16 protein-coding genes and 1 riboswitch are annotated in these 21,922 nt (G+C 53.0%); of the genes, 15 read left to right on the forward strand and 1 reads right to left on the reverse strand.

The features are described 5' to 3' along the window. Positions 1-4 precede the first annotated feature (4 nt). From icd to thiH, 8 genes are all read left to right on the forward strand, one after another. Complete coding sequence (gene icd, locus PGRAT_RS10305) at positions 5-1,300, forward strand: NADP-dependent isocitrate dehydrogenase (protein ID WP_025707780.1); 1,296 nt, start codon at positions 5-7, stop codon at positions 1,298-1,300. A gap of 90 nt (positions 1,301-1,390) precedes the next feature. After that, the gene (gene mdh, locus PGRAT_RS10310) at positions 1,391-2,332 is read left to right on the forward strand and encodes a malate dehydrogenase (protein WP_025707781.1); all 942 of its coding nucleotides are present in this window, start codon (positions 1,391-1,393) and stop codon (positions 2,330-2,332) included. Positions 2,333-2,453: 121 nt separating this feature from the next. Then, positions 2,454-2,879: a hypothetical protein gene (locus tag PGRAT_RS10315; RefSeq protein ID WP_025707782.1), complete on the forward strand. Its 426-nt coding sequence runs from the start codon at positions 2,454-2,456 to the stop codon at positions 2,877-2,879. Positions 2,880-3,116: 237 nt separating this feature from the next. Beyond that, the gene (locus PGRAT_RS10320) at positions 3,117-3,986 is read left to right on the forward strand and encodes an SDR family oxidoreductase (protein ID WP_025707783.1); all 870 of its coding nucleotides are present in this window, start codon (positions 3,117-3,119) and stop codon (positions 3,984-3,986) included. A gap of 171 nt (positions 3,987-4,157) precedes the next feature. After that, positions 4,158-4,259, forward strand: a riboswitch (TPP riboswitch). A gap of 338 nt (positions 4,260-4,597) precedes the next feature. After that, positions 4,598-5,200 (forward strand): thiamine phosphate synthase, encoded by a 603-nt coding sequence (locus tag PGRAT_RS10330; RefSeq protein WP_042266509.1) that lies wholly within the window; start codon positions 4,598-4,600, stop codon positions 5,198-5,200. Between the two features lie 77 nt (positions 5,201-5,277). Then, positions 5,278-5,481 (forward strand): sulfur carrier protein ThiS, encoded by a 204-nt coding sequence (thiS, locus tag PGRAT_RS10335; protein ID WP_025707058.1) that lies wholly within the window; start codon positions 5,278-5,280, stop codon positions 5,479-5,481. Between the two features lie 107 nt (positions 5,482-5,588). After that, positions 5,589-6,353 (forward strand): thiazole synthase, encoded by a 765-nt coding sequence (locus PGRAT_RS10340; protein WP_042266512.1) that lies wholly within the window; start codon positions 5,589-5,591, stop codon positions 6,351-6,353. Between the two features lie 30 nt (positions 6,354-6,383). Next, positions 6,384-7,496, forward strand: coding sequence for a 2-iminoacetate synthase ThiH (gene thiH, locus PGRAT_RS10345; RefSeq protein WP_025706710.1), 1,113 nt, complete (start codon positions 6,384-6,386; stop codon positions 7,494-7,496). Positions 7,497-7,974: 478 nt separating this feature from the next. Here the strand turns inward: thiH and yfbR are convergent, their stop codons facing one another. Continuing rightward, positions 7,975-8,616, reverse strand: a complete 642-nt coding sequence (yfbR, locus tag PGRAT_RS10350; protein ID WP_025706709.1) for a 5'-deoxynucleotidase — start codon at positions 8,614-8,616, stop codon at positions 7,975-7,977. A gap of 103 nt (positions 8,617-8,719) precedes the next feature. Here yfbR and PGRAT_RS10355 point away from each other — a divergent pair, with 103 nt between their 5' ends. The 7 genes from PGRAT_RS10355 to polA all read left to right on the forward strand — a co-directional run bounded on the left by PGRAT_RS10355 (position 8,720) and on the right by polA (position 21,879). Next, on the forward strand, positions 8,720-10,396 hold the full coding sequence (locus tag PGRAT_RS10355) for a fumarate hydratase (protein ID WP_025706708.1): 1,677 nt from the start codon (positions 8,720-8,722) through the stop codon (positions 10,394-10,396). 712 nt (positions 10,397-11,108) lie between these two features. Next, positions 11,109-14,168 carry an alpha-amylase family glycosyl hydrolase gene (locus tag PGRAT_RS10360; protein ID WP_042266518.1) on the forward strand — a complete coding sequence of 1,020 codons (3,060 nt, stop codon included), beginning with the start codon at positions 11,109-11,111 and terminating at the stop codon, positions 14,166-14,168. A 269-nt stretch (positions 14,169-14,437) separates the two neighbouring features. After that, positions 14,438-16,231: a two-component system histidine kinase PnpS gene (pnpS, locus tag PGRAT_RS10365; protein WP_025708183.1), complete on the forward strand. Its 1,794-nt coding sequence runs from the start codon at positions 14,438-14,440 to the stop codon at positions 16,229-16,231. A 203-nt stretch (positions 16,232-16,434) separates the two neighbouring features. Beyond that, complete coding sequence (locus tag PGRAT_RS10370) at positions 16,435-17,163, forward strand: response regulator transcription factor (protein WP_025708182.1); 729 nt, start codon at positions 16,435-16,437, stop codon at positions 17,161-17,163. Between the two features lie 227 nt (positions 17,164-17,390). Beyond that, entirely contained in the window at positions 17,391-18,146 is a 756-nt protein-coding gene (gene pstB, locus PGRAT_RS10375; RefSeq protein ID WP_020427951.1) for a phosphate ABC transporter ATP-binding protein PstB, read from the forward strand. A gap of 67 nt (positions 18,147-18,213) precedes the next feature. Beyond that, complete coding sequence (gene phoU, locus PGRAT_RS10380) at positions 18,214-18,873, forward strand: phosphate signaling complex protein PhoU (protein ID WP_042266521.1); 660 nt, start codon at positions 18,214-18,216, stop codon at positions 18,871-18,873. Positions 18,874-19,206: 333 nt separating this feature from the next. After that, positions 19,207-21,879 carry a DNA polymerase I gene (polA, locus tag PGRAT_RS10385; RefSeq protein WP_025703504.1) on the forward strand — a complete coding sequence of 891 codons (2,673 nt, stop codon included), beginning with the start codon at positions 19,207-19,209 and terminating at the stop codon, positions 21,877-21,879. Positions 21,880-21,922 lie beyond the last annotated feature (43 nt).

A 21,922-nucleotide genomic window follows, 5' to 3' on the forward strand; every position in this document is an offset into this window, starting at 1 on the left:
ACTAATGTTGAAACTGGAAAAATACGATCTGCCGACAGAAGGCGAACAAATTACAATCGAAGATGGCAAGCTGCTCGTTCCGGATCATCCGATCATCCCGTTTATCGAGGGTGACGGTACAGGCCGCGACATTTGGAAAGCCTCCAAACGGGTGCTGGATGCTGCAGTAGCCAAAGCCTACGGCGGCAAGAAGCAGATTGCCTGGTACGAAGTATTTGCCGGCGAGAAAGCCTTCAATACATATGGTGAATGGCTGCCGAATGATACGCTGGAAGCAATCCGTGAATACATTGTAGCCATCAAGGGACCGCTGACTACTCCTATCGGTGGCGGTATCCGTTCATTGAATGTGGCGCTGCGCCAGGAACTGGATCTGTATGTCTGCCTGCGTCCGGTACGCTATTTCGATGGAGTGCCTTCTCCGGTGAAGCATCCCGAGCTGGTGGATATGGTGATTTTCCGTGAAAATACAGAGGATATCTATGCCGGTATCGAATACAAGGAAGGCTCGGCGGAAGTGAAAAAGGTCATCGAGTTCCTGCAGAACGAGATGGGCGTGAACAAAATCCGTTTCCCGGAAACATCCGGAATCGGCATCAAGCCGGTATCCTCCGAAGGCTCGAAGCGCCTGGTGCGCTCTGCGGTTGAATATGCAATCAAGCATGGCCGCAAGAGTGTGACGCTGGTGCACAAGGGCAACATCATGAAGTTCACTGAAGGCGCATTTAAGAACTGGGGTTATGAAGTGGCGGAGCAGGAATTCGGCGACCATGTCTTCACCTGGAACCAATATGATGCCATCAAGGAGAAGAGCGGCGAGGCTGCTGCAAATGCTGCCCAGAAGGAAGCGGAAGCGTCCGGCAAAATCATTATCAAGGATGCTATTGCGGATATCGCCCTCCAGCAGGTGTTGACCCGTCCAACCGATTTCGATGTGATCGCCACGCTCAACCTGAACGGGGACTATCTGTCCGATGCGCTCGCTGCGCAAATCGGCGGCATCGGCATCGCACCTGGAGCGAATATTAACTATGTTACAGGACACGCTATTTTTGAAGCTACACACGGCACTGCACCGAAATATGCCGATAAAGACGTAGTCAATCCGGGTTCGGTGATCCTGTCCGGCGTAATGCTGCTTGAGCATCTGGGCTGGCAGGAAGCAGCAGATCTGATCTACAAAGGCATGAGCACGGCTATCAATAATAAGACCGTTACCTACGATTTCGCCCGCCAGATGGAAGGCGCGACAGAGCTGAAATGCTCGGCCTTTGCTGACGAAATCATCAGTCATCTATAAGACCAACCCTCCTCAGCTTATGCTGCGAAGCCAGTTTGCCGAAGCTGTGTCAAGGCTGGATATGCTCACAAAACTCTTAGGAGGATAAACGTGGCTATCAAACGTAATAAAATTACAGTCGTAGGTGCCGGTTTTACCGGCGCCACCACAGCGTTAATGCTTGCCCAAAAGGAGCTTGGCGATGTGGTGCTTCTGGATATTCCCCAGCTGGAGAACCCGACCAAGGGCAAGGTGCTGGATATGCTGGAGGCCGGTCCGGTACTGAAATTTGATGCGCGGATTACGGGTACCTCCAGCTACGGGGATGCGGAAGATTCAGATATTGTTATCATCACGGCGGGGATTGCGCGCAAGCCGGGAATGAGCCGCGATGATCTGGTGAATACGAATGCGGGCATTGTGAAATCGGTGTGCGAGAATGTGAAACGTGTGGCGCCTGAATCCATTGTCATCATCCTGAGCAACCCGGTAGATGCCATGACTTACGTGGCCTTCAAAACGCTGGGCTTTCCCAAAAACCGCGTCATCGGCCAATCCGGCGTGCTGGATACCGCGCGTTACTGTACTTTTATCGCCGAGGAGCTTAACGTTTCGGTGGAGGATGTACGCGGCTTTGTTCTGGGCGGCCACGGGGACGACATGGTTCCGCTGGTGCGGTATTCCAGTGTCGGCGGCATTCCGATCGAAACACTGATGCCGGCAGAGCGGATTGCGGAGATCGTGCAGCGTACACGGGTTGGCGGCGGTGAGATTGTCAGCCTGCTTGGCAACGGCAGTGCTTACTATGCCCCTGCGGCATCTCTTGTGCAGATGACCGAAGCGGTTCTGAAGGATAAGAAGCGGATACTTCCTGTCATTGCCCTTCTCGAAGGAGAATACGGATACGACGGTCTGTTCATGGGCATCCCGGCTCTGCTGGGTGCGGATGGCATTGAGAAGATCTTCGAGCTGGAGCTGACAGCGGAAGAGAAAGCGGCTCTCGATAAGTCTGCGGATTCAGTACGTGCAGTAACTTCAGTGGTTACGGTCTAGGTTCATACGGATATAAGCCCTCATTTCCATTCAAGAAATGAGGGCTTTCTTTTCATAAGCGATGCGGTTGGGTATAATAAGAATGTAACATATATCACAGCGAAAAATGAGGAGGCTAATCATGGATCGGATTTTCTTTTTCTTACATATGATCGGGACATTGGCGCTCGGCTTCTATCTGGTGCTGCCGTTTATTTTGAACGGTACGGCCAAGCTCTCTGCTTCAGCCAAAGAGGGGACGTTAAGCGCTATCGGCGGATTTAACCGGTTCGCCCAGTATGGTCTGGTCATTCAACTGCTGACAGGGGGCTATATGATTTCACAAGGGGATTATACCGTAGCCTGGATGGTTGTGGTTATAGTTCTCCTGCTGGCGATGTTTGCCTTAGGCGGCATTATGGGCAAGCCGCTGCGTCTGGCAGCTGCCGGAATGCGCGAGAACCGCGATGTGTCTGACCATACCGCGAAGCTGCGCACCCTGAGCCTGCTGCTGATGGTCCTGCTGATCGTGATGATGTTTTTTATGGTGTACAGACATATTATCTAAGTTGAACTCACGTAAAATGGCTCCGGCTGCGAGGGCTTTTTTCTGTGGAAATGCGGGTATAGGTGATGATGACGAGGTGCCGTCCCCAGCAAAAGCGGCTGGATTTTTTGTTTGGATTACCTGGAAGTGTGGTAAGTAACATAACGTAAAGCGATTGTATAATTGATGATGCATAAGCCATCCTAATACGATGTGGTTACTTCCCAAAAAAGTTGCACAGCGAAAGGAGAATGGATCATGCCAGACAACAAACAATCCACCAAAACTTTGCCGCCTCAGGTGCAGGACCGGCAGCCCGGAATCGAGAGCGAGATGAAGCCGCGTCCGGAATTTGAAACCTCAAGCTATAAAGCGGCAGGCAAGCTGCTGGGCAAGGCGGCTCTGATTACGGGAGGCGACAGCGGTATTGGGCGTGCGGTTGCCGTTCATTTTGCCAAGGAAGGTGCGGATGTGGTCATTTCCTATCTGAATGAGCATTCCGATGCCGAAGAAACGAAACGCCAGGTCGAGCAGGAGGGCCGGAAGTGTATTCTGGTCGCCGGTGACATTGGGGTAGAAGCATTCTGCCAGGACCTGATCAACAAAACAGTAGAAGGCCTGGGCAAACTAGACATCCTGATCAACAACGCCGCCGAGCAGCATCCGCAGGACAAGATTGAGGATATCACCTCGGAGCAGCTGGAGCGGACGTTCCGTACGAATATTTTTTCCATGTTCTATTTGACCAAGGCCGCTATGCCGCATCTGAAAAAAGGTTCTACGATCATCAACACGACGTCGATCACAGCCTACCGGGGAAGCCCGCAGCTGCTGGACTATTCGTCTACCAAAGGCGCAATTCTCAGCTTCACCCGCTCACTGTCGATGAATCTGGCGGAAAAAGGCATCCGTGTCAATGCCGTAGCTCCGGGTCCGATCTGGACACCGCTGATTCCATCCACTTTTGATGCCAAAAAGGTCAGCGAGTTCGGCGGCACACAGCCGATGAAACGTCCGGGACAGCCGGAAGAGCTGGCTCCAGCCTATGTCTATCTGGCCTCGGATGATTCATCCTATGTCAGCGGGCAGGTCATGCATGTTAATGGCGGAGAAGTGGTCAACGGCTAAGAGTTGTGGTGCAGACCAGGTTTACTTGGAAATACAGCAGCAGTTTAAGAGCGTGCCTTCGCGGCCCGCTCTTTTTGCTGCACCTGCCAAGGAAGCAGTTTTTCAGCGAAAGGGATAGCTTTTCCGAGGAATTATATGTTAATATGAACCACGTCAGCAACTGAATAATGGAATTGTCCCTAGGGGTGCCGCGAGGCTGAGACGAACGTTCCGTTCGGACCCTTTGAACCTGATCTGGTTAAACCCAGCGTAGGAAAGCGGAGAATGAATGAACTGCAGCGGGGTTGTATCCATACGCCCGTATTCCTGTACACATTTATGACTGCCTCCTACCGCGGGGGCGGTTTTTTTGTTGTCTGGAAATTATGTGTTTTTTCTGTTTTGGATAAGGTGTGTAAGGGGAGAAGGGATTTTTTACTTGGTTCGTTTAAAGAACAAATTTGGATCTGAACGCGGGTTGGCCTGGAAAGAACGGCAGAAATGCCTTTGTTGAAGAGTTGACGGCTGGTTTGTCCGGAAAGAACGGCAGAAATGCCTTTGTTGAAGGGTCGAAGGCTGGTTTGTTCTGTTCCCGGTCTGCTCAAAGAATATAGCGAATAGAAGGTGAAGCTGTGGCGGAGATTCATTTGATCTCGGACGGAAGGCTTGCGCCGGGAGAATTCATTAACCTTGCTGCGGCTGTATATCCGCTCGTGGACTACATCCATCTGCGGGAAAAGCACCGGTCTGCCCTGGAACTGCTGGACATGGCGAAGCAGCTGCTGCTTGCGGGGGTTCCCGCTTCCAGCCTAGTCATCAATGACCGGCTGGATGTTGCGCTGGCCGCTGGTGCAGGCGCTGTTCAGCTGGCCTGGAACAGCCTGCCGCCGGCTGCAGCCCGTGCCGCCGCTCCCCGCCTGCGGCTGGGCAGGTCGGTGCATTCCGCGGCGGAAGCTGCGGAAGCGGGCCTGCAGGGGGCCGACTATTGCCTGTTCGGCCATGTTTTTCCTACCGCCTGCAAACCCGGCCAGCAGGAGCGCGGTTTGGGGCTGCTGGGGGAAGCGGTGCGCTGCAGCCGTATTCCGCTGATTGCCATCGGCGGCATAGAGCCGGGCAATGCCGGTCAGGTGATCCGGCAAGGGGCAGCCGGGATTGCAGTCATGTCCGGCATTTGTGGTGCCGGAGACGCTGTATCCGCTGCGCGTGCTTACCGGTTGGCGGTCCAGGAGGCTTAAGACCGGAGTTGTTATGTGTTTAAGTTGTTATGCGTTTAGTGAGCTATGGATATGTCACGCAAAGGAGGTGAGAAGGCATGAATCTGATCATCAATGGCAAAGCCCTGGAGATTGCGGAAGACTGCCGGACGGTAGCTGACCTGCTCAGCCGGCCCGAATGGAGCGGACGGCTTGTGATCGTGGAGCGCAATGGTGAAATTGTGAACAGGGAGCATTACGGCGAGACATCGTTCTGTGAAGGTGACCGGCTGGAGCTGGTGCATTTTGTAGGCGGGGGCTGAAGCACTGCTTCCTGAGAGAGCACAATGCGGGGCGTTCGTTCCCATAGCATCTCTTCATTTTGCAACCACAGCAGATATTATCCGATTTCATACCAGGAGGCATGCTTATGTTAGATCCATTTGTGATTGGCGGTATTACGTTATCAAGCCGGCTGTTCATCGGCACCGGCAAATACAGCCGGAATACACTGATTCCCGAGGTGGTTGCGTCTTCAGGCTCACAAGTGATCACGGTTGCCCTTCGCCGCATAGATCCGGAGAGCCGCGACAATATTGTCAGCCATATTCCTCCCCATATGACCCTGCTGCCTAATACATCGGGGGCGCGCACCGCCGAGGAAGCCGTGCGGATCGCCAGACTGGCCAGAGCCGCAGGCCTTGGCAACTGGGTCAAGATTGAGGTCATTAACGATCAGAAATATCTGCTGCCGGATAATCTTGAGACCATCCGCGCTACGGAGATACTTGCCGCCGAAGGTTTTGTGGTGCTGCCGTATATGAGCCCGGACCTCTCCGCTGCAATTCGAATGAAAGAGGCTGGAGCTGCCGCGGTTATGCCGCTTGGCTCGCCTATCGGCTCCAACCGCGGCCTGCGGACCAAAGAGCTGCTCCGCATTCTCATCTCTGAGGTGGATCTTCCGGTTATTGTTGACGCCGGTATCGGCCGACCGTCCGAAGCGGCGGAAGCTATGGAGCTGGGGGCCTCCGCTGTGCTGCTCAATACGGCTATCGCTACTGCCCGTGATCCGCTGCTGATGGCCGAAGCCTTCCGCGAAGCCGTATCTTCAGGCCGCAAGGCCTATTTGGCCGGGCTCGGTCCGGTGGAAGAGACGGCGGTCGCGTCTTCGCCTTTGACCGGATTTCTGAAGTGATTCTGAGCCATACCGAAAGGAGGGAGAAACATGAGTTTTTATGAAACACTGACCCGTCTGGAGCAGCTTCCTTACGAGAGCCTATGGCAGCAGTTCCAGGTGGAGGATGTGAAGCGGGCACTATGCAAGGACCGCCTGGATGAAAGCGACCTGCTGGCCCTGCTGTCTCCGGCTGCGGAGCCATGCCTGGAGGAGATAGCCCAGCGTGCGCAGCGGCTGACCCGTACGCATTTCGGGCATGTGATGCAGCTGTTCACACCGATGTATCTGGCCGATTTTTGTGTGAATCACTGCACCTATTGCAGCTTCAGCTCCATTTATGATTTTCCGAGAAAAAAATTGACGCCGGAGGAGGTCAGGCAAGAGGCGATTGCGATCTCCTCCACAGGCCTGCGCCATCTTCTGGTGCTGACCGGCGAATCGCGCAGTGACAGCCCGGCTTCTTATGTGAAGGAATGCGTAGAAATTCTGCACGAGTACTTCCCTTCCGTAAGTATTGAGGTGAATCCGCTGTCCACGGAGGAATACCGGGAGCTTAGAGAGGCGGGAGTGGACGGCTTGACCCTGTATCAGGAGGTTTATCATCAGGAAACGTACCGGAAGCTGCATGTAAAAGGTCCCAAAAGAGTCTTCCGCAACCGGCTGGATGCCCCCGAGCGGGGCTGTCAGGCCGGCTTCCGCTCTGTCAACATCGGTGCGCTCCTTGGGATGTATGATTGGCGGCAGGAGGCATTCATGACCGCGATGCATGCGAGGTATCTGCAGGACAAGTATCCGGAATGCGAAATCGGCTTATCCGCCCCGCGTTTCCGGCCGTATTTGGGGGAATTCAATCCGGATAGCGATGTTACGGACCGGGCGCTGGTGCAGATTATTTTGGCGTACCGCCTGTTTCTGCCCCGTTCCGGCATTACCTTGTCTACCCGGGAGCCTGCCTCGCTGCGTAATCATCTGATCCACCTGGGCATCACCAAAATGTCCGCAGGCGTCTCCACTGAAGTGGGAGGACACACCCAGGATGGCGGAACTCCGCAGTTCGAAATTTCGGATGAACGGAGTGTAGAAGAAATTACGGACATGCTTCAGGCAAACGGCCTGCAGCCGGTCTTCAAGGATTGGGATCTGCTGAGGCTGCAAGCGTAATAGAAAGTTGACTGTGACAGCAGCTCATAGCCGGCAAATTTTATTCCATCTGACTCCGCCTGCTGAGAATTTTAAGAGAGTTTGTTCTCTGTGAGGGAAGGAACTTTAGTGGATAAAGTAGAACTAAAACGGGCAGTCTGCTTCCTTAAACACCTCTAGTGGGAATAAGTATATTTATTTCAGCGTTATGTGCGTCTTGACCCCGCTTTTAACTGGAATAGGTGGAGAAAATCCCACTATACAGCGAGAAAGGGCAAAATACAGCGGATTAGCTATACTAATTCCACCTAACTTTGCAGCAAGGGTCACCTCGCCTGCGATCCGGCGGGAACCTCTTTAGCCCGCATTAGTTTATACATCAATCACAGCATCCGAACCGCCCGTTTACTTGGAAAAGTGAAGGGGGACCCGCTCTTCTTCGCGGCCCCAAGCCCTGCATGAACTGTTCTTCCGTTCTCCACAGCTTGTCTCCTGCTCTTCATGGGGTGTCCCCGTCCTCCAAGGCCTGTCCGCCGTCAGTTCCGGCAGACAGCTCATCCAGGGACATCTCGAAGCCGGGGGCCATATGGGCCAGAAAATATTCCATTTCCGGCATCTCAAGCCCGCGCAGCTTCGCGGCGGTCTGCGCTTTGGCGGCGGCAAATTCGCGGTTGCCTGCGGCGACCTCCCAGACGCATTTCAAATAAGCGTCAAGATGGTCAGCCGCTTTGACATAACGCAGCAAATAGGCGTCTTCGGAGCCGGCGGGGCTGTCCTGCGGCTGCAGGAGCGGCGCATAGACGGAGGTAAGCTCCGGCGGAATCATCCCCTTCAGCCGCTCGGCGGCAATCCGTTCCATGTCGCGGAAGCTGGACAGGAGTTGCGGGTTGTTGTGTTTGACCGGCGTGGCGATATCGCCGGTGAAGACTTCGGTGGCGTCATGGAACAGCGCCATTGCAGCCGCCCGGTCGGCGTTCAGCGAACGGGCAAAATGGACGTTGCCGATGGAGCAGAGCATATGCGACAGCAGGGCTACCTGGAACGAGTGCTGTGCCACGTTCTCCGGTGCGGTGCTGCGCATCAGGCTCCAGCGCTGGATATACTGAAGCCGGTACAAATAGGCTGAAAAATGGTAATTCAATTTTAAAGTAACCCCTTTCATGCGTGGTGTAATATGTTATGATAAAACTAATTGTAACAGAGTTTGGACAACCACAAACGCATGGAGAGGAGCTGGACTGAAGATGCAGCATTTTGAAGACAGCGTTTATGATCTGATTGTTGAAACCTCCACCAATCTGCCGGGCGATGTGCGCCGGGCAGTAGCCAAAGGACGCGCCCTGGAGGACCGCGCTACCCGTTCCGGTCTCGCACTCACCACCATTGCGCAGAATATCGGCATGGCCGAGCTTCAGGTATCGCCAATCTGCCAGGATACGGGGATGCCGACTTTTATTATTCATACGCCGGTCGGTGTGAATCAGATTGAGATGAAGAAGGATATTCATAACGCCATCATCCGTGCAACCAAAAACGGCAAGCTGCGCCCCAACTCCGTAGACTCGCTGACTGGCGAGAATAGCGGAGATAATCTGGGTGCCGGCACACCGGTAATTCATTTTGAACAGTGGGAAGAAGCTGGGGTGGATGTCCGTCTGATCTTGAAGGGCGGGGGCTGTGAAAACAAGAATATCCAGTACAGCCTCCCGGCGGAACTGGAGGGCCTCGGCAAAGCGGGCCGCGATCTCGACGGTATCCGCAAATGCATCCTTCACTCCGTATATCAGGCACAGGGGCAGGGCTGCAGCGCAGGCTTCATCGGTGTGGGCATCGGCGGGGACCGGACTACAGGGTATGAGCTGGCCAAGAAACAGCTGTTCCGCAAAGTGGAGGATGTCAATCCAAATGAAGATCTCGCTAAGCTGGAAGAGTACATTATGGAGAATGCCAACAAGCTGGGGATCGGCACGATGGGCTTCGGCGGAGAAGTCACGCTCCTGGGCTGCAAAATCGGCGTAATGAACCGGCTTCCGGCCAGCTTTTTTGTCTCCGTGGCCTATAATTGCTGGGCGTTCCGCCGCCAGGGCATCCTGGTTGATCCGGCCACCGGCCATATTCAGGAATGGCTGTATGAGAGCGGCACGGGAATCTCCGTGGGGGCTGAAGACGGCAACACTGCACCTGCAGCTGTGCTTGAGGCAGTGGGCGCCGCTGCCGAAGGAGCAGACTGCGGAGTTATTTCCGAGGATGCGGCGATCCTTGCGGCACCTGCCGTGCTCTCGGCTGCTGAAGCTGAGGCGAAGCTTACCGTGAAGCCTGCGGAGGCTGCGGCGGGGGAATCCCGGGAGGTCCGGCTGACCACGCCGATCAGCGAGGAAGACATCCGCAGCCTGCGGGTGGGCGATGTAGTCATACTCTCTGGAGAAATGCACACCGGCCGCGATGCGCTGCATAAGTATCTGATGGACCATGACGCTCCGGTGGATCTGGACGGGGCGGTAATTTATCATTGCGGTCCGGTCATGCTGAAGGACGAGGAAGGCTGGCATGTAAAAGCGGCAGGTCCGACTACCAGCATCCGTGAAGAGCCGTATCAAGGCGACATTATCAAGAAATTCGGCATCCGTGCTGTCATCGGCAAAGGGGGCATGGGACCGAAGACGCTTAAGGCGCTGCAGGAGCATGGCGGTGTCTATCTCAACGCGATCGGCGGTGCTGCGCAGTATTATGCCGAATGCATCAAGAAGGTAAACAGTGTGGATTTCATGGAATTCGGCATTCCGGAGGCCATGTGGCATTTGCAGGTGGACGGCTTCGCGGCAATTGTGACCATGGATGCGCACGGCAACAGCCTCCATGCTGATGTGGAAAAGGATTCTGCCGCCAAACTGGCGCAGTTCCGGGAACCGGTGTTTAAATAAGCGCCCCAGATAAGCGCCAAAAGCTTGTCCATAGTCGCTTCACAGGCCCTCTTCCATTTCTGATGGAGGAGGCTTTTTTTTAACTATACTAAAATGCGCTGGCAGCTGAATGCTTGTGTGCCCCCACGCCAACGGACAGGCTTCAGCCCTCTGATTAGTTATGAACCGAGCAGTTGTCCCTGGTGGGAAAAGGTTCACTAATTGAACTCATTCGCTTATGGAGTATCCTATGTTGGAAAAAGTACCACTAATTCGGCTGAAAGCGGCCGTAAGGGATGAAAATGCCTGAATTAGGTGTCCAAAATCCAACTAATACCTTCTGTTTCCCGAATTTCAGCGAATTAGTTTTACTTTTTCCACTTAGCTTAGTCTTGCTGAGCTTCATTGCATCCTTAAGATTTCGAGTTATCCGGGCTCAACTAATATGGCAGATGCACGAGAGAAATCAGAGTGAAGTTTGTGTATGAATATACATAAAAACCATATATTGGACTTTCTGTTCGGTACTTGTAAAGCCCGTGGACCCTTTAATCCATAGGAATTCTCCATTCCGGTGAGGGATATTTATTATGCTTGACAACGCATACATATACATGGTAATTTTTATGAAGGAAACCGGTTTCCTTGTCCTGCAGCATAGTTTTGTAAGTTATGTAAGGGTATTCACAGGCAGTGAGGTTCGATATGCGCTCTTATGAGAGGGAGATGAGGAATGAAACGAAAACTATGGCTTGTTCCGGTTATGATTACGTCCATTATTCTGTCTATTACGGCTAATTTGTTTGTGCTTCCACCTACACAGGTTGAGGCAGCCAGCATTGGTACTGTTACTGAAAATGACACGATTTATCAAATTATGGTAGATCGCTTCAATGATGGGGATACCTCCAATAATGCTACGGGTGCCGCTATCCGCTACGGCGAAACCTCGGAGGAGGATTTCCGATATATGAAGGGCGGCGATTGGCAGGGGGTTATAGACAAGCTCCCCTATATTCATAACATGGGGTATACCGCGATTTGGATTTCACCGGTGGCAGAACCGCAGGTGACGAGCCGTGACAACAACGGCACAGGAAAAAACACAGCCTACCACGGTTACAATGTTAAGAACCCCAATGCGGCCAATCCTTACTTTGGAACCAAAGAAAAGCTTAAGGAACTTGTGGATTCCGCGCATGCGCTCGGTATAAAAGTCATTATCGACGTTGTGCCGAATCACATCGGGGACTATATGCTGGGAAATCAGGCTTATTACGATATCCCAGGACTGCAGCCCGCAGCACCGTTCAATAATCCGGCCTGGTATCACCATAATGGCGATATTAACTGGTCACTGGTTGACGGAAGATATGATCAATGGGCTCAGGATTATATGGAGAATCACGATCTTGGCGGGCTGGATGATATCGATCTTGATGTTCCTGCAGCCAAACAGGCAATATTCAGCTCCATTAAAGGGTGGTTTGACTACACGGGGGCGGACGGTGCGCGCGTGGATGCCGCCAAGCTGATCAAGCCGACGGATATTGGTGAACTCCAGAACCTCCTGGGAGTTAATACGTTTGGTGAGAATTTTGACGGCAATGCCGAATTTGTCTCCCGCTGGGTAGGCAACAACAAGGAGTGGGGCATGCTGGATTTCCCGCTGTTCTTCTCGGTGTTGAACAGTTTCGCTTATGGACAGTCCTTTGACTCCAACATTAAGAGCACACTTGCTCAGGATTCTTATTACAACGGAAATGCGAACCATATGGTTACCTTTATCGATAATCATGACCGCAACCGCTTCTTGACGGAAGCTGGAGGCAATGTAGACAAAATGCAGAACGCATTGTCCTTTATCTTTACAGTCCGTGGAACACCGGTAGTTTTTCAGGGTACTGAACAAAATAAAGGCAACGGCAACGGCCAGATTATGACAGGCGGAATCGCCGATACTTGGAACCGCTGGTCGATGGTGAAGCGGGATGCGGGCGGCAATGTTTTGGAGAACTATTTTAATGAGAATTCCAGCACTTATAAGCATATTGCCAAACTGAATGAAATCCGCAAAAATAACCCGGCGCTGCGCACAGGCACCCAGCGTGAAATGTGGTCAGCCCAGAATCTGTATGCCTTCTCGCGCCGTATAGACAGCGGAACCAATGTGGGACAGGAAGTCATTTCTGTGTTCAGCAATGCATCCGGCGGCTCACAGACGGTTACGCTTCCGCTGCGTGCAGAAAGCACCCTAACTGCAGGAACAGTCCTAGTTAACCAACTAAATACTTCCGACACGGTGACTGTGCAGTCAGGTGGTGCAACCGGCAAGCAAATTACCGTAACAGTGGGAGCGAATTCAGCTAAAATCTATTCCAAAACACAGCCGGTAGTAGATACCGTGGCTCCGTCTGTTCCAAGCAATGTAACAGCCGCCGTGCAGAACGCATCCAGTGTGCTTGTCAATTGGACAGCTTCTACTGATGCCGTCGGGGTTACCGGTTATGAAATTTTCCGTAATGGAGTCAAAATCGGCACATCTGCAACCACATCGTATACAGATAATGCTGTGGCATCGCAGACCAATTACAGCTATACGGTAAAAGCTTTTGACGCCGCAGGGAACCTGTCGGCTCTCAGCGCAGCGGCGCTGGTGACCACTCCTGCCGGAAATAATGTAACGATCTATTACAAGCAAGGCTACACTACACCTTACATTCACTACCGTCCTGTTGGCGGAACCTGGACGACAGCACCCGGACTGGCTATGCCAGCAGCCGAGGTGTCCGGCTATAACAAGATCACGATCAATATCGGCTCCGCCACCCAGTTGGAGGCCGCTTTTAACAATGGCAGCGGCACCTGGGACAGCAACGGCGGGAGCAACTATCTGTTTGGCACCGGCACCTGGACCTATACACCGACCGGAAATATCAAATCGGGCGGACCGGTGACACCAACGGCCACACCAACAGCCACGCCGACTGCGACAACCACACCAACGCCGACACCGACAGCAACGGCTACGCCAACGGCCACACCAACAGCCACGCCGACTGCGACAACCACACCAACGCCGACACCGACAGCAACGGCTACGCCAACAGCCACACCAACGGCAACGCCAACAGCGACGCCGACAGCCACACCAACGGCAACACCGACTGCTACACCTACAGCGACACCTGTTGGCAATTCAGTGACCATTTATTACAAGAACACAGCATTTACGAACTCCTATATTCATTATAAGCTGGACGGTTCGGCAGTATGGACCACTTCGCCGGGAGAGCAGATGCAGTCATCATCTTACACGGGCTATAAGGCAGCTACGATCCAACTGGGCAGTGCCGCAGGCCTGACCGCCGCCTTTAACAATGGCAGCGGGATCTGGGACAACAATGGCGGCAGCAATTATCACTTTGGAGCAGGCACGTGGAGCCTGGTGAACGGCAGCATTGCAGCAGGAGAACCGCAGGCGGACAGCGTGACTTTCCGGGTGAGCGTGCCGGGCACAACCCCTGCAAACGATCCGCTGTACTTAACCGGCAGCTTCAACAGCTGGAACGCAGCAGACCCTGCATACCAATTGACCAAAGGCAGCGACGGAGTCTATTCCGTCACATTGAGCCTGCCCGCAGGCACGGCGGTGCAATACAAGATCACACGCGGAAGCTGGGCTACAGTGGAGACCAGCTCAAGCGGTGCGGATATTGCGAACCGGACGCTGACACCAGCCGGAGGAGCGCAGACTGTAAACCTGACCGTACAGCGCTGGAAGGATCAATAACAGCATTAGGAATACTGCCGGTAAATCCTGGCGGCAATGCACAAAAACTTTAAACAAGGAGCGGCTCTGAGCGGGCTGCTCTTTGTTTTGCATATTGAAGGACTTAACTTCATGCTAAGGCTAGTCAGAATAACCGGATGTAAGCCCGGCGCATGAGCATCGCCGCCCATTTTACACTGCGTTGATAATTGCTGCGGGAACTGGTATTTTGGCCAAAATGAAGGTAGGATATTCTCAAGGACACATTGACGAGAAAGAGGATACCTCCCATGAGACCGTTTCGCATTCGTCTTACATTCATACTAATGGCCTTGATCGGCATATCCATGATCGGTGCCGGTATCACCATGGCCAAGCTGTTTAAGGATTCGCATATTTCCGCGCTGGAAGAGAACATGTCCCGGGAAATAAAGCTGCTCTCCGGCACCTTCCAGTTTACAGACACGGACAGTCCGGGGGCAGTCAGCTACTATACGGAGCAGGCAGAACATATTGCCAAGCTAACCAATTCACGGATTACTTTTATTACTAAGGACGGCAAGGTCATCGGAGACTCCGAGAAAAATCCGCTGGAGATGGACAACCATTCCACCCGCGAAGAGGAAGTGCTGGCGGCAAAAGAAGGAATCGGCCGTGCGATCCGGTACAGTGACACGCTTAACCGCGAGATGCTGTATGTAGCCGGCGCCGTTGTTTCCGATCAGGGCTTCGATGGTTATATCCGTCTTTCCATGGCTCTGAACGCGGTCACCGAGGGCTTGAACCGGGCGTGGATGATCATGGCGGGCGGACTGGTGCTGCTGTTCATTGCAGCTACCTTTGTAAGCTACAAGGTTGCCTCCAGCATGACCTCTCCGCTTGAGCAGATTACACGGGTAGCCCGGAGAATTACAGATCTGGACTATGATGCCAGAGTTCCAATGAACCGCAGGGACGAAATCGGGCAGCTTGCAACAGCGATTAATGCTATGGCTGACAGCCTGCAAGCTCAGCTCAAGACGATACGTGACAACGAAGACCTCCTGCAGAGCGTGCTGGATAATATGACAGGCGGCATCGTAATGATTAATGCAGAAGGTGAGATCGCGCTTTTGAACCGGGCTGCGGAGCGGCTGCTGGATGTGAAGAACAGCGAGATGGCCGGCCACTCCTTCAAGGAGCTTAAGCATCACTATGAGCTGACCCGGTTGATTGAGGAAGGGGTCTCCCGCAATGAGGCAGTTCATGAAGAGCGGAGTATCTATAATCCTACCGAACGGATCGTGCGGCTCGACGGTGTGCCCATGATTCAAGACGGCTCGAACAGGGGGATGCTGTTTCTGCTGCAGGAGGTGACGGAAATCCGCCGCCTGGAGAAAATGCGCAGCGAGTTTGTAGCCAACGTCTCCCATGAACTGAAGACTCCGGTCGCTGCCGTCAAGGGCTTTGCGGAGACGCTGCTTGGTGGCGGGGTCAAGGATGAGAAGACCGCGCGCTCTTTTCTGCAGATTATTTATGATGAGAATGAGCGGCTCAACCGGCTGATTGGTGACATTCTGGAGTTATCCAAAATAGAATCCAAACGGGCGCAGCTTGAATGCTCTCCTGTGCATCTCATTGAGTTCTTTGATTCTCTGCTGGAAACGCTTAGCAAGGTGGCTGAGAAGAAAAATATCAGCCTGAACGCAACAGTTCCCGAAGAGCTGTTCATGGAGGGGGATGAGGACAAGCTGCGCCAGATCTTCATCAATCTGATCTCCAATGCTATCAATTACACGCAGGATGGCGGAAGTGTGAATGTCAACGTGGTGAACGGCCAGAAGGCTGATGGTACGGAGACAGTCGTTTTTACCGTCAGAGATACCGGTATGGGGATACCGCGCAAGGATCTGCCGAGGATCTTTGAGAGATTCTACCGGGTGGACAAAGCCAGATCAAGAAGCTCCGGCGGAACCGGACTCGGACTGTCGATCGTCAAGCACCTGGTCGAACTGCATCACGGCTCGATTTCAGTAGAAAGCGACCTGGGAATCGGCAGCTCCTTTATCCTGGAGCTTCCTCTCCTGCAGGAAGGTTCACACTGAGCTTACAGGATTTATATGAATAGTTCGGGGCAACCTTCCCCTTTTAGACAGATTGCCAGCCAGGACCTGAAGCGCTAGTATTAGTGTGGAAAACCGGAAATATCATGAAACCTTTATTTTTTTACACCGGGTTAACATTCCGGTGATATGATGGGCTTGCCTGCAGTTTTGTAAAATTGAAAACATAGAAGACGGGGGAAACTATGGCACAACGATTGCTTGTCATTGAAGACGAACCGACACTGTCCCGGCTGCTGTCGTATAACTTGACGCAGGAAGGCTACGAAGTCACAGTGGAGGATCATGGAACAGCAGGGTACGACCGTGCGGCTAGAGAACCTTTTGACTTAATCGTACTGGATTTGATGCTGCCGGGGATGAACGGGATTGATATTCTGGATAAGCTGCGCGGCCAGGGCATCCGCACGCCGGTAATTGTACTGACGGCCAAAAATGCCGAAGAGGATGTAGTCAGAGGGCTGAAATCAGGAGCTGATGACTACATAACCAAGCCCTTTGGCGTATCGGAGCTGCTTGCCCGTGTCAGTGCGGTACTGCGGCGGATCTCCGGCCTTGCCGAGGAAGTTCAGCCGGAAACCGCAGTGTCCGCATCAACTATTATCCTGGGACAGCTGGAGATCTATCCCGAGCGGTATGAGGTCTCACTGGGCGGACAGAGCATCAATCTGCGGCCCAAGGAATTTGAGGTTCTGCTGTATCTGGCCCGCAAGCCGGGGGTAGTGCTGACGCGTGATGATCTAATGAATGCTGTCTGGGGTTTTGACTACATCGGCGGGCAGCGTACAGTGGATGTGCATGTCAGCTCCCTGCGCAAAAAGCTGGAGCTGGACCCGGAATCGGTGCATATCGATTCCATTCGCGGCGTAGGCTATAAACTCGTAGTGAACAAAAAAAGAACGCCAGTCATTTAAGATGACGGCGTTTTTTTCGAAATATAAGCATGTATCTGCTTCACGCAATAATTGTTCCTTACATTTCCCGCTGAAACGGTACCGTCCTTTAAAAGGACGGCGAAGCCGTTTCTACTTGTTAGACCTGACATGTGATTTTACACAGCGTTAACAATTCTCTTCAACTGCATTTACACTGAAAGCTTATCATGGGGTACGAAGATGATGAGAAGGAGACGCAAAAACTAATGAAATCCATCATTGACATAGAGAAGCTAGATCTCTACTATGAGTCATTTCACGCGCTGAAGAGCGTGGACCTGCAAGTTCCGGAGAAACAGGTGACTGCTTTTATCGGGCCCTCCGGCTGCGGAAAGTCCACTTTGCTGCGCACGCTTAACCGGATGAACGACATGATCCCGGGTACACGGATCGAAGGAAAGGTCAACATTGGCGGCAAAAATATTTACAGCGATGAGGTAGAAGTGGAAAGCCTGCGCAAGCAGGTGGGCATGGTGTTTCAGCAGCCGAATCCATTCCCCAAATCGATCTATGACAATGTGGCTTACGGGCCCCGCCTGCATGGAATCCGCGGCAAAGCCGAGCTGGATGTGCTGGTGGAACAAAGCCTGCGCCAATCGGCCCTGTGGGAGGAAGTCAAGGATTTTCTGAAGAAATCTGCTCTCAGCCTGTCAGGCGGCCAGCAGCAGCGTCTTTGTATTGCCCGTGCGCTCGCGGTTCAGCCGGATATTCTGCTGATGGACGAAGCGACTTCTGCACTCGACCCGGTTTCCACACTCAAAATCGAGGAACTGGTGCAGGAATTACGGGACAAGTATACGATTGTTATGGTCACACATAATATGCATCAGGCCGCACGGGTATCGGGCCGCACAGTATTTTTCCTGAACGGTGTGATTGTGGAGGCTGCGGATACCGAGATGCTGTTCTCGAATCCCAAAGACTCCCGCACCGAGGACTATATATCAGGACGTTTCGGCTGATCGGGGTGCAGTAAGCTCCTGGGAATGGCAAGCTGACCATATGTTTTTGAGGAGGAACGCTTTTATCATGATTCGCAGAAAAGAATTCGATAAAGATTTGGAAGAGCTGCGCAGCCTGCTGCAACAGATGGGCGAGCATGTGACGGATGCGCTGGAAGGCGCAATACTGGCTCTGCAGACTCTGGATACTGCCCGTGCACAGGAGATTGTGAAAGCGGATTTGCGGCTGAATGCCATGGAAGACAGAATCATGGAAATTGGCTCGCGGCTTATTATCACCCAGCAGCCGGTAGCGAAGGACCTGCGCCGTATCATTGTGGCCTTCAAAATATCCAGCGATCTGGAGCGTATGGGTGATCTGGCGCTTGATGTGGCGAAGGTCACTATGCGCGTCCAGGGTCAGCAGCTCATTAAACCGCTTGTGGATATTCCGCGTATGGCAGAGCTTGTAACAGGAATGATAACGGAAGCGATCCAGTCCTATCTGGACGAGAATACCGATCTGGCCTACAAAATGGCTCAGGACGACGATCAGGTCGATCAATTGTATAGCGGTATGATCAATGAGCTGTATGCTTTTATGGTTGAAAAACCGGAATCCCTGAATCAGGCAATGCTGCTGACGCTGGTCGGCCGTTATATCGAGCGGATAGCCGACCATGCCACCAACATTGGTGAGAGTGTAGTCTACCTGGTAACCGGCAAACGTCCGGATCTGAATCAATAGCAGATAACGGCAGTTCCAATCAAGAAATTCTTTCGACAACAGCGTGTGGAAGTCCAAACATTCCCCCGCAGTGACGACCCTACCCCACAATGTAAAACAAAAGTTCAACTTATATAGACGGGGCGGATATGGCTTTGTTCAATGCAAAAGGCAAGCTTTCTATAATGGAGGCTTGCTTTTTTGATGTGGAGATACTGTTACCGGTTTTAAAGCGGGAAACGGATGGACCTCCTGCAATCAAACAAAATGCCGGGTAATAGCGCTTGGCGTTTTTGCTTGAGCGGGGCATATGTTAAAATGTAAGGAGTATGCATGTAAAGGCGAGGTGCTAAAGTGGACAAGTTGATTCTTATAGATGGCAATAACATTATTTACCGCGCATTTTTTGCAATGCCGCCGCTGACGAATACCGCAGGGCAGCAGACGAACGCAGTGTATGGATTTACGACTATGCTGCTGCGGTTAATTGAAGAGCATAAGCCTACCCATATGATTGTTGCGTTTGATGCGGGGAAGATCACGTTCCGGCATGAGGGGTATGAAGACTATAAAGGCGGCCGCCAGAAGACGCCGCCTGAGCTCTCCGAACAATTCCCGATGCTGAAGGAGCTGCTGCGGAATCTGGGTGTGCCGCAGTTTGAAATTGACGGCTACGAAGCCGATGATATCATCGGCAGCATCTCCCGCGAGGCGGACGAGGCCGGACGGCAGGTCATGATCGTGTCCGGGGACAAGGATATGCTTCAGCTGGCTTCAGAGCATACTACGGTGGCTTTGGTGCGCAAAGGGGTTACCGAAGTCGAAATGTACGGACCCCAGCAGATCCGTGACAAGTATGATCTGACACCGCAGCAGATCATTGACCTTAAAGGTCTGATGGGCGATGCCAGCGACAATATCCCCGGTGTACCGGGCGTAGGTGAGAAAACAGCGCTGAAGCTGCTGCAGCAGTTCGGGTCGGTGGAGGGCGTATTGGCCGGAACGGATGAACTGAAGGGGAAGATGAAGGAGAAGCTCGAGGAGCATGCCGACAGTGCCATCATGAGCAAGAAGCTGGCAACGATTTACCGTGAGGTTCCACTGGAACACGCCTGGGAGGATATGGTCTTCACCGGAATCCGCAGCGATACTGCCGGTCCGGCGCTGGCTAAGCTGGAATTCAAATCCTTGCTGGAACGCCTGTCGCTGAACGCGTATGCTCCTGCAGGCGGGAACGGCGAAGCTGGCAACGAAACCGTGGAGGCTGCTGTGCTGGACATCACCATTGTCCACGAAGCAGAACTGCCGGACCTGATTGCCGCTTTGCCGGACATTTCTGCGCTGCATGTCGAGTCTAACGGCGAGAATCCGCACCGCGCTGAAGTGATCGGCATAGGCTTGTCCTCTCCAGAGCGGCACTACTTCGTGCCGTTTGAAGTACTTAAGAGTCCTGCAGCGGTGAAGCTGCGGGATTGGCTGGGAGATGAGAAGGCGCCGAAGAGCGGCTATGATCTGCACCGTGCAGATCTGGCGCTGCACTGGCAGGGGATTGCTTTTGCCGGAGCGGCTAATGATGTTCAACTGGCTGCATACCTGCTGGACCCGACGGAAGCCAACCAGAATCTGTACGACCTTACAGCCAAATATGGCCTGCCCCGCTTGTCTCCGGATGAAGAGGTGTTCGGCAAAGGCGCCAAATATAAAATACCTGAGCTTGAGATTCTGGGCAATCATGTCGCCCGCAAAAGCGCCACTGTGCTTGGCATCGTACAGAAGCAGCAGCAGGAGTTGACGGACACGGATATGACTGGCTTGTTCGTTGATCTGGAAATGCCGCTGTCGCGCATTCTGGCCGATATGGAGAAGCAGGGAATTGCCGTGAATAAAGAAGATTTGATCGACCTCGGCAAGGAATTTGAGGCGCAGATTTCTAAGCTCGTAGCGGATATTTATGCGATTTGCGGTACCGAGTTCAACCTCAACTCTCCGAAGCAGCTGGGGGAAATCCTGTTTGTGAAGCTGGGCCTTCCAGTGGTGAAGAAGACCAAAACAGGCTATTCCACGGATGCCGAGGTGCTGGAGAAGCTGGCTCCTTACCATGATGCAGTCCGGTTAATTCTGCAATACCGCACCATTGCCAAACTTCAGTCGACCTACGTGGAAGGCCTGCTCAAGGAAATTTCCCCGGATACCGGGAAGGTGCATACGTTCTACCGCCAGACCATTGCGGCAACCGGACGTCTCAGCAGCCAGTTTCCGAATTTGCAGAATATTCCGATCCGGCTGGAGGAAGGCCGCAAAATCCGCAAAATCTTTGTACCCTCCGAGCCCGGCTGGTCGATTCTGGCAGCGGATTATTCGCAGATTGAACTGCGGGTGCTGGCGCATATTTCCGGCGACGAGCGGATGAAGGAAGCTTTTGTGGAGGATATGGATATTCACACAAAGACTGCGATGGATGTATTCGGTGTCAGCGCCGATCAAGTGGACAGCAACATGCGCCGTTCTGCCAAAGCGGTCAACTTCGGGATTGTGTACGGCATCAGTGATTACGGCCTGTCGCAGAACCTGAATATTTCGCGTAAGGAAGCTTCGCAGTTCATTGAGCAGTATTTCGAAGTATTCAAGGGAGTACGCCGCTATATGGATGAGATTGTGGTGGAAGCACGCAAGCAGGGCTATGTCACTACATTGCTGGAGCGCCGCCGGTATTTGCCGGAGATCAACGCGAAGAACTTTAACTTGCGCTCTTTTGCCGAGCGGACAGCCATGAATACCCCGATCCAGGGAACGGCAGCGGATATTATTAAGCTGGCTATGGTCCACATGGACAAGGCGCTGTATGAACGCGGACTGAGAAGCCGGATGCTGCTGCAGGTGCATGATGAGCTGGTATTCGAGGTGCCGGAAGATGAGCTGGAGCTGATGAAAACACTGTTGCCGGAGGTTATGGCAGGCGCTTTGAAGCTTTCTGTACCGCTTAAGGCGGAGGTAAGTTATGGCAGCAACTGGTATGAAGCGAAATAGGCTCCCCGTAAGGAGGGCATATCCGGTATAATGGAGAGGAGGT

The sequence above is a fragment of the Paenibacillus graminis genome, from assembly GCF_000758705.1.
Classification (GTDB): domain Bacteria; phylum Bacillota; class Bacilli; order Paenibacillales; family Paenibacillaceae; genus Paenibacillus_AQ; species Paenibacillus_AQ graminis.